At 63.2% G+C, this 9,425-nt stretch carries 8 protein-coding genes; 6 read left to right on the forward strand and 2 right to left on the reverse strand.

Going from position 1 to position 9,425, the window contains the following annotated elements; all coding sequences use genetic code 11:
* A partial coding sequence (locus RWT78_RS24900) for an SRPBCC family protein (RefSeq protein WP_314681646.1) occupies positions 1–434 on the reverse strand: 434 nt, incomplete at its 3' end.
* A gap of 87 nt (positions 435–521) precedes the next feature.
* Positions 522–1,001, reverse strand: a complete 480-nt coding sequence (locus RWT78_RS24905; RefSeq protein ID WP_003942206.1) for a toxin-antitoxin system HicB family antitoxin — start codon at positions 999–1,001, stop codon at positions 522–524.
* Between the two features lie 154 nt (positions 1,002–1,155).
* On the opposite strand from RWT78_RS24905, the gene thyX reads away from it, so the two are divergent.
* From thyX to RWT78_RS24935, 6 genes are all read left to right on the forward strand, one after another.
* On the forward strand, positions 1,156–1,908 hold the full coding sequence (gene thyX / locus RWT78_RS24910; protein ID WP_003942250.1) for an FAD-dependent thymidylate synthase: 753 nt from the start codon (positions 1,156–1,158) through the stop codon (positions 1,906–1,908).
* Between the two features lie 43 nt (positions 1,909–1,951).
* Positions 1,952–2,857, forward strand: a complete 906-nt coding sequence (gene dapA / locus RWT78_RS24915) for a 4-hydroxy-tetrahydrodipicolinate synthase (protein ID WP_003942142.1) — start codon at positions 1,952–1,954, stop codon at positions 2,855–2,857.
* Entirely contained in the window at positions 2,858–4,867 is a 2,010-nt protein-coding gene (locus RWT78_RS24920; RefSeq protein WP_003942231.1) for a ribonuclease J, read from the forward strand.
* Between the two features lie 59 nt (positions 4,868–4,926).
* Positions 4,927–5,550, forward strand: coding sequence for a TIGR03085 family metal-binding protein (locus RWT78_RS24925; RefSeq protein WP_003942175.1), 624 nt, complete (start codon positions 4,927–4,929; stop codon positions 5,548–5,550).
* A 124-nt stretch (positions 5,551–5,674) separates the two neighbouring features.
* On the forward strand, positions 5,675–8,446 hold the full coding sequence (locus tag RWT78_RS24930; protein ID WP_030535561.1) for a DNA translocase FtsK: 2,772 nt from the start codon (positions 5,675–5,677) through the stop codon (positions 8,444–8,446).
* A 45-nt stretch (positions 8,447–8,491) separates the two neighbouring features.
* Positions 8,492–9,425: TerC family protein (locus tag RWT78_RS24935; protein WP_314681650.1), on the forward strand; the 934-nt coding region annotated here is incomplete at its 3' end.

The following is a 9,425-nucleotide window of genomic DNA, read 5'->3' on the forward strand; positions in this document are numbered from 1 at the left end:
CAGAAGTTTTCGACGAACTTCGTCAGGCCCTTGCTCGCTGTTTCCAGCGCCGTCGTCTGTGCCTTCTTCACCAGGAAGCCCGGCAGCGGGATCTTGGGATCGATGGTCAGTTCGAAGGTGACTTTGGTTCCACCGTCGGTGGGAGTCAAGACGTACGAGCCGTCCTGCTGGTTCTGCTGACCGCTCTCCACGAGGGTCCAGGTCACCTTCTCGTCGCCCCCGAAGGTGTAGTCGACTACCTGCTCGTCGTTGATTCCCAGAATGGACACGGCCATGCGAACGCGATGGGGGCGACCGTCGTCGTGGGTGCTCTCGATGGTGATCTTCTTGTGTGCAGACGACCACTCCGGCAGCCGATCGACGGCTGCTACGGCCTTCATCACCGTTTCCGGATCAGCCTTGATCTCGAATTCCTTGACGCCCGAAACGGCCATGAACGTGCTCCTTCTCGCCTTGCGGCAACGGTTCGTGATTACTGCAGTTGCGCAATTAGATCATTCGGTGATCGGGTTGGCGTCGAGCTAGTCCATGCCGTTCTTGCGCATCTGGTCCCGCAATGCGCCCTGGACGGCTTGTGAAACCCACGAGTTGAGGGAGACTCCGTTCTGATTGGCGGCCTCCTCGGCGCGGGCTTTGATCTGCTCCATCATCCTCAACGTCACCCGGCTGATATCTCCGCTGACGTCGTCGAACGAGTAGGTTGAGTCCTTCTTCTCGTCGTCTGCCTTCTCGTTTGCACCCTCGCCGCCGGTCGAGTTCGGCGGGCGAACGACGTCGACCAGTAATTCGCTTCCGTCGAGATTCACCTTGACCTCTCGGTCGCCCAGCTTCGCCCCGATCTCCTTGGCCAGTTCCGTCGCCGCGGCCAACAAGACCAGGCGGACCGAGGGTTCGATGGCGGCGGACAACGACGCCGCAATCCGGCGCGTGTGATCGTCGCCGAGTTCGGCTGCAGTGGCGAGGTCGTTCTGCAGCTTTGCGGTGTACTCCGAAATGTCCATGACACCACAGTGGCGTCAAAAGTGACGTCAGTCAAGGATGTGATGACGTCACTCGGTATCGAGGGCGGTCGACCGCTATAGAGTTGCCCAGCACCTGAGGCGAACGGCGCCCGGGTTTCGTGCTGGTCGTTTCGTGCTTGTCGAGGAGTGGGTTGTGCCGAACACGGTGTCACTGAAAGTGCAGTTGGTGGCGAAGTCCGAGTTCTTCCCGCCCGAGGACATTCCGTGGGAGACGGACGCGGATGGTGGCGAAGCGCTGGTCGAGTTCTCCGGTCGAGCCTGCTACCAGAGTTGGTCCAAGCCGAATCCGCGAACCGCAACCAACGCCGGCTATCTGAGGCATCTGCTCGAGGTCGGACACGTTTCGGTGCTCGAGCATGCGACAGTGAGCTTCTACATCACCGGTATCTCGCGCTCGTGCACTCACGAATTGATTCGTCACCGGCACTTCTCGTACTCGCAACTCTCGCAGCGATTCGTCCGTGAGAACGATGCAAACGTCGTCGTGCCTCCTGCTGTCGAAGGTGATCCCGAGCTCGAAGCACTGTTTCTGAATGCCACCGACGAAAGCCGTCGCGCTTACGGGGAACTGCTGACTGCCCTCGAAGGGAAACTGCAATCGGTGCCCGGTGCCCCGATGCGGGGCAAGCAAGCCAGGCAGGCTGCGCGCTCGGTGCTGCCCAACGCCACCGAGACGCGCTTGGTCGTGACCGGGAACTATCGGGCCTGGCGTCACTTCGTCGAGATGCGTGCCACCGAACATGCGGATGTCGAGATCCGGCGAGTCGCGGTCGAGTGCCTGCGTCAGCTTCGTGATGTCGCGCCAAATGTGTTCGGGGACTACGAGATTCTTCGCGGAAGCGACGGATCGGAAATTGCCGTCAGCGCATTTGCGGCCGAGTCGTGACTCGTGTGCAGAAGTAAGAGCTGAACCGGGTAACCTTCTGACCATGACCTACGGTGATTCCGCTTCTCTTGTCGAGCGTCCGTTCGGCACCATTTCCGTTGCGATGGTGACCCCGTTCACTGCCGACGGGAAGTTGGACGTCGACGCGGGAGTGCGCCTCGCAGCCCATCTCGTCGACAACGGCTGTGACGGCCTCGTTCTTGCCGGTACCACCGGTGAATCTCCCACCACCACCGAGTCCGAGAAGCTCGACCTGCTCCGCGCAGTGATCGACGCCGTCGGTAACCGCGCGAAGATCGTTGCAGGCGCCGGCAGCAACGACACCGCTCACAGTGTCGAACTCGCACGTGACGCGGCTCGCGCCGGAGCGCACGGTCTGCTCGTCGTCACCCCGTATTACTCACGTCCGCCCCAGGCCGGACTGTTTGCACACTTCACCGCCGTCGCCAACGCGACCGACCTGCCCGTCATGTTGTACGACATTCCGCCCCGCTCCGTCGTTCCCATCGAGACCGAGACGATCCGCCGACTCGCCGAGCACCCGCGAATCAAGGCCGTCAAGGACGCCAAGGGCGACCTCAACGCCGGCGCAGAGTTGATCGGCACCACCGAGCTTCAGTTCTTCTCCGGCGACGACCCGCTGAATCTGCCGTGGCTCGCTGTCGGCGCCACCGGCTTCGTCAGCGTCATCGGCCATCTTGTTCCGGGTCGTCTCCGTGACCTTCACACCGCGTTCGTGTCCGGCGACATCGCCCGCGCACGCGAGATAAACCTCAGTTTGATCCCTGTGATTCGTTCCGTTGCCCGCCTCGGCGGTGTCAGCGCTTCGAAGGCGGGTCTGCGACTCATCGGAATCGATGTCGGAGAACCACGCCTTCCGCAGGTTGCACCCACTAAAGAGCAGATCGACGGTCTTGCCGCCGATCTGCATGCGGCAGGAGTTTTGTAAATGACCCGTCCCCCCCGACGTCGTAGTGCCAGTCGTCAAGCCGGTCCGCCTTCGCCTCCGGCTCCCGAAACGGCCGCAAAGGCCGCACCGGTAGAGGCACCAGCTGCGCCGGCGGCAGAAGCGGCCCCCGCCGCAGCCGCCCCGCCCAAGAAGGCCGCAGCAACCAAATCTGCAGCAACCAAGTCCGCTGCCACCAAATCTGCTGCACCCAAGAAGTCGACCGAAGACAGGTCGCCGCGCAAATCTTCCGGCGGTAACCGACCGGCAGCATCGAAGTCGGGCAACGGGCGCGGAAACAAGCGCCCCGAGAACCGTCCGGCCGTCGATCCCACGGGTCGCCTCGGAACACCCCCGAAGGCGCCGGCATCGGGTCTGCGCATCGTCGCGCTGGGCGGCATCGGCGAAATCGGTCGCAACATGACGGTGTTCGAGCACCGTGGCAAGTTGCTGATCGTCGACTGCGGTGTGCTGTTCCCCGAGGACCAGCAGCCTGGCGTCGACCTGATCCTCCCGGACTTCCGCTACATCGAAGACCGTATGGACGACGTCGAAGCCGTCATCTTGACTCACGGACACGAGGACCACATCGGTGCTCTGCCGTTCTTGCTGCGTCTGCGCGCGGACATTCCGGTCATCGGCGCGAAGTTCACTCTCGCTCTCGTTGCCGCCAAGTGCCGCGAGCATCGCCTGCGTCCGAACCTGGTCGAGGTCGTGGAGGGAAACACCACCACTCATGGCCCGTTCGACTGCGAGTACTTCGCGGTCAACCACTCGATTCCCGACGCTCTCGCGATCGCGATTCGCACCGACGCCGGCGTCGTACTGCACACCGGTGACATCAAGCTCGATCAGCTGCCTCTCGACGGCCGCCTGACCGACCTCGCCGGATTCTCCCGCCTGGGCGACGAGGGCGTCGACCTGTTCCTCGTCGACTCGACGAACGCCGAGGTTCCGGGATTCGTCACACCCGAGCGCGAAATCGGGGGAGTGCTCGACAACGTCATCGGCAAGGCGAAGCAGCGTGTCATCGTGGCATCGTTCGCCAGCCATGTGCATCGCATCCAGCAGGTCGTCGACGTAGCCGCTCGGTACAACCGCCGCATCGTCTTCGTCGGCCGCTCGATGGTCCGCAACATGCAGATCGCCCAGGATCTGGGCTACCTGACGGTGCCCGACGGCCTCGTCGTAGACATCGACACCGCCGCCACCCTTCCCGACGATCGCCTGGTACTCATTTCGACGGGTTCGCAGGGTGAGCCGTTGGCAGCGCTCTCGCGGATGGCGCGCGGCGAACACCGTCAGATCAACATCCGCGCCAACGACCTTGTCGTTCTCGCGTCTTCGCTGATCCCGGGCAACGAGAACTCCGTTTTTGCGGTGGTCAACGGTTTGGCCAAGCGCGGTGCCACCGTCGTGACCCAGCAGAGCGCCAAGGTTCACGTCTCGGGCCACGCGTCCGCCGGTGAGTTGCTCTACCTGTACAACGCGGTTCGGCCCACCAATGCCATGCCCGTCCATGGTGAATGGCGGCACCTGCGTGCCAACGCCGCGCTGGCAAAGGCAACCGGCGTGCCGGAAGAGCGCATCGTCTTGGCCGAGGACGGCGTCGTGGTCGACATGGTGGACGGCCTCGCCGAGATCGTCGGACGCGTACCGGTCGGACACGTCTACGTCGACGGTCTGTCCGTCGGCGACGTCGGTGAGCCGACGCTGTCCGATCGCCTCGTGCTCGGTGAGGGCGGCTTCATCGCGATCACCATCGTCATCAACGAGTCGACGGGCCGTGCGGTCAGCACCCCCGAGGTGTCCGGTCGCGGCTTCTCCGACGATCCGACAGCGCTCAAGGCTGCCGCGGATCTCGTGGAATCGGACCTGGCCCGGTTGGCGAGCGAAGGCGTCATCGACGCTCATCGCATCGCGCAGTCGGTGCGCCGCGTCGTCGGACGCTGGGTCGCGGACAAATACCGCCGCCGTCCGATGATCATTCCGACGGTCATCGCGGTTCCGTAGATTCGGCACAGCAGGTCGCTTCCGCTCGAACCCGGTCCGGTTCGAGTACTTTGGCGAAGGTGACCTTCGCTCATGACGAACGACTCGCCCTGGTGGACAGCATGGTCGAATTCGGCCCCGATGCTCCGACACTGTGTGGGGAGTGGACCAATCGTGACCTGGCAGCACATCTGATAGTCCGGGAGCGGCGTCTCGACGCCGCTCCCGGAATCATGTTGAGCCCTCTTGCCGGTCACACCGAGAGCGTGCGTAAGGCCGCAGCGGCGCGTCCGTGGGAGGAGATCCTCGACGACGTTCGGAGTGGGCCGCCTCGGTGGTCGCCGATGTACTGGCTCGACGCGCAGGTAAATACCACGGAAATGTTCGTCCACCACGAAGATGTACGACGCGCACATCTGAACTGGGCGCCGCGTCCGTTGTCGGAGGGTCGGCAGGCTCAGCTGTGGAAGTACGCCCGGCAGATCGGCAAGATGGGTTACCGCAAAGCCGCTGTCGAGGTCATTTTCGAACTTCCGTCCGGCGAGAGTGCGGTCGTCCACAAATCCGGCTCTCGCAGTGTTGTCCTGCAGGGTGAACCCGCCGAGTTGCTGCTGCACGCTTTCGGTCGCAACGAGGTGAAGATCGAAGCCAAAGGTGAACTGGCCGACGTTCAATCCGTGATGGCGCTCGATCGCAGTTTCTGATGGCCCCCTTCTGCCGGAGCCGAGCTCGACAGACGGGTTGTGAAGATCACGTTTCGCACTCGCCACCAGTGTTGCTGGTGTTGCGGATGGTCCAGATGGGGTCGCACAGACTAGCCTGAACTCCATGGCAGGTAAGTCGAGCGCCCGGGGATCCAGTACAAGCACGTCTACGTCCAGGGCATCGACCAGGTCGTCAGCCTCTACTCCGAGCGCGCGCGCAACCGCAAAACCTCGTGCCTCGCGCACCACGCGAACCGTATCGACTCCTCGAAATGTCACGACTTCGGCCAGGGCTGGTGGGCGCCCCGCGTCGGGCAAAGGCTCCAAGCCGGCGCCCAAGAAGGCGTCCGGTACGTCGTCGGCCGCGCGCCGCCCGGTATCGAAAACCTCTCAGCGGGCCAGCCCGTTGGCCGCTGTGGGCAAGGGAATCGGAGCCGGGTGGTCCCTGGCTGCCCGCGGCGTCGGCGCCACCACACGCACCGTCAGTAAGGTCGGCGAGATCGAAGCCGGCCACCGCCGCGACGGAATAGCGCTCGGCCTGATCGCATTCAGCGTCGTCATCGCCGGTGGCGTCTGGTTCAAGGCCGGTGGTCCGATCGGCGGAGGCATCGACACCCTCGTGCGGGCGATCTTCGGCGCGGCCTCGGCCGTGCTCCCCATCGTCGGCGTCGGCCTCGCGATCCTGTTGATGCGCACCGAACCGAAACCTGAGATCCGGCCCCGACTGATCATGGGATCCTTGCTGGTCGGTCTGCCGGCGCTCGGCCTCTGGCACATCATCTCGGGTTCACCGACAGACGCCACCGGTCGCTCCAACGGCGCAGGGTTTGTCGGATACGTCGTGGGCGGCCCGCTCACCAACGGGCTCACCGTCTGGCTGTCTGCGCCGCTGCTGGTCATCGCCGCCGGATTCGGAATCCTCCTTCTGACCGGAACGACTCTGCGTGAGGTGCCGAGCAAGTTCCAGTCCTTCTTCGGCGCCTCGTATCGCTCGGATGAATACGGCGACTACGGATCCGAATTCGACGAGGACGGTGAGCACCACTACGGCGAATCTGCTTACGATCCTTCACTGTTCGACGCCGACGGCTACCCGGTCGACACCTACGCCGAGCCGCCGCTCAAGCCCGCCAAGCGGACCAGCCGACGCGCACCGATCGACAACTACCCGACGGACGAGTTCGAATCCGGAGACAAGAAGACCGAAGTCCTCGGTCTGTGGAACGCCGACGACACCGCAGTACCCGACGAGCCCGTCGCGGCTGCGGCAGCGCCCGTCGTGGAGACTCCGGCACCGCGCCCCAAGGTGCCTGCGCGTTCGGTCCCCATCGCCAAGCCCGTGCCGAAACCCGAACCGGAGCCGGAGGAGAAGGAACACTTCGTCACCGATCGGGTCACCGACGGCGACTACAACCTCCCGCCGACGACGTTGCTGATCGAGGGAGACCCGCCCAAGCTCCGCAGTTCTGCGAACGACGCGATGATCGAGGCGATCAGCGAAGTCCTCGAACAGTTCAAGATCGATGCCGCTGTTACCGGTTTCACCCGCGGACCGACGGTGACGCGCTACGAGGTCGAACTCGGCCCAGGCGTGAAGGTCGAGAAGATCACCGCGCTCGCCCGCAACATCGCGTACGCTGTGGCAACCGACAACGTCCGCCTCCTGGCCCCCATTCCGGGTAAGTCGGCGGTGGGTATCGAGGTACCGAACTCCGACCGCGAAATGGTCCGCCTCGCCGACGTTTTGAACGCGCCGAGCACCCGACGCGATCACCATCCGCTGGTGATCGGTCTGGGTAAGGACATCGAAGGTGACTTCGTCAGTGCGAACCTCGCGAAGATGCCCCACCTTCTGGTGGCAGGTTCGACCGGCTCGGGTAAGTCGAGCTTCGTGAACTCGATGCTCGTCTCGTTGCTCACCCGAGCAACGCCGGAAGAAGTACGGATGATCCTCATCGACCCGAAGATGGTCGAGCTCACGCCGTACGAAGGTATCCCGCACCTGATCACGCCGATCATCACTCAGCCGAAGAAGGCCGCGGCAGCGCTGGCCTGGTTGGTCGAGGAGATGGAACAGCGTTACCAGGACATGCAGGCCAACCGGGTGCGTCATATCGACGACTTCAACTCCAAGGTCAAGTCCGGCGAAATCACCGCCCCTCTGGGCAGCGAGCGCGTCTACCGTCCGTACCCGTACATCCTGGCAATCGTGGACGAGCTGGCCGACCTCATGATGACCGCTCCCCGCGACGTCGAAGAAGCGATCGTCCGCATCACGCAGAAAGCCCGTGCTGCCGGTATCCACCTGGTGCTGGCAACGCAGCGCCCGTCCGTCGACGTCGTCACCGGACTGATCAAGACCAACGTGCCGTCTCGTCTGGCGTTCGCGACGTCTTCACTGACGGACTCGCGAGTCATCCTCGATCAGCCCGGCGCCGAGAAGCTCATCGGTATGGGTGACGGCCTCTTCCTGCCCATGGGCGCGGGTAAGCCGACCCGTATGCAGGGCGCGTTCATCACCGACGAGGAAATCTCGGCGGTTGTCGACTTCGCGAAAAACCAGGCCGAGCCCGAGTACACCGAAGGTGTCACCGCACAGAAGGCAGGGGAGAAGAAAGACGTCGACCCCGACATCGGCGACGACATGGATGTCCTCCTGCAGGCCGTGGAATTGGTCATCACGAGTCAATTCGGTTCGACGTCGATGTTGCAGCGCAAGTTACGAGTCGGGTTCGCCAAGGCAGGCAGACTGATGGACCTCATGGAAAACCGCGGCGTCGTCGGACCCAGCGAGGGCTCGAAGGCACGCGAGGTGCTCATGAAGCCCGAGGAGCTCGACGGTCTGCTGTGGTCGATACGCGGCGGCGACCCGGATGAGGCACCTGCAGACGAGTAGGGACACCTCGGCGGACAAGCCGTCGACAGACGACCGGAGGAACCCGTGCATGTGACGCCGTTGGCTTGGGGAATCACGATCGTGGTGATCCTCGGCCTGTTCGTCTTCGACTTCTTCGCCCACGTCCGCACTCCGCATGCGCCGACCTTCCGGGAGTCCGCATTCTGGTCGACGGTCTACATTTCGATCGCCATCGTCTTCGGCCTCGTCGTGATGTGGATCTGGGGCACCACGTACGGCGGTGAGTACTTCGCCGGCTACGTCACGGAGAAGGCGCTCTCGGTCGACAATCTGTTCGTCTTCGTGATCATCATGTCGACGTTCGCCGTCCCGCGAGAGTTCCAGCAGAAAGTCCTGCTGATCGGCATCGTCCTCGCATTGGTGATGCGCGGAATCTTCATCGGAGTCGGTGCGGCCGCCATCAATGCGTACAGCTGGGTGTTCTACCTCTTCGGTGCGTTCCTGATCTACACCGCGTACACCCTGATCCGCGATCACGGGCATGAGAAGGAAGCCGAGGAGAAGCGCGACAGTCGCATCATCTCACTCGTGAAGCGGGTGCTGCCGACAACCGAGGAATACGACGGGGACAAACTGATCACCCGGATCGACGGCAAGCGCGTCGTGACACCGTTGTTGTTGGCGCTCATCGCAATCGGGTTTGCCGACGTGCTCTTCGCGCTCGATTCGATTCCGGCGATCTACGGTCTGACCCAGGAACCGTATCTGGTGTTCACCGCCAACGCCTTCGCGCTGATGGGTCTACGGCAGCTGTACTTCCTGATCGGTGGGTTGCTCGAACGGCTGGTCTATCTCTCGTACGGGCTCTCGATAATCCTGGCGTTCATCGGTGTGAAATTGGTACTTCACGCGTTGCACGAGAACACCCTCTCGTTCGTCAACGGAGGTGAACACGTCTCCGTCCCGGAAATCTCCACGGCACTCTCACTCGGAGTGATTATCGGAGTATTGGCGGTGA

Origin of the sequence: uncultured Rhodococcus sp. (assembly GCF_963525155.1) — a bacterium.
In the GTDB taxonomy this organism is placed as follows: domain Bacteria; phylum Actinomycetota; class Actinomycetes; order Mycobacteriales; family Mycobacteriaceae; genus Rhodococcus_F; species Rhodococcus_F qingshengii.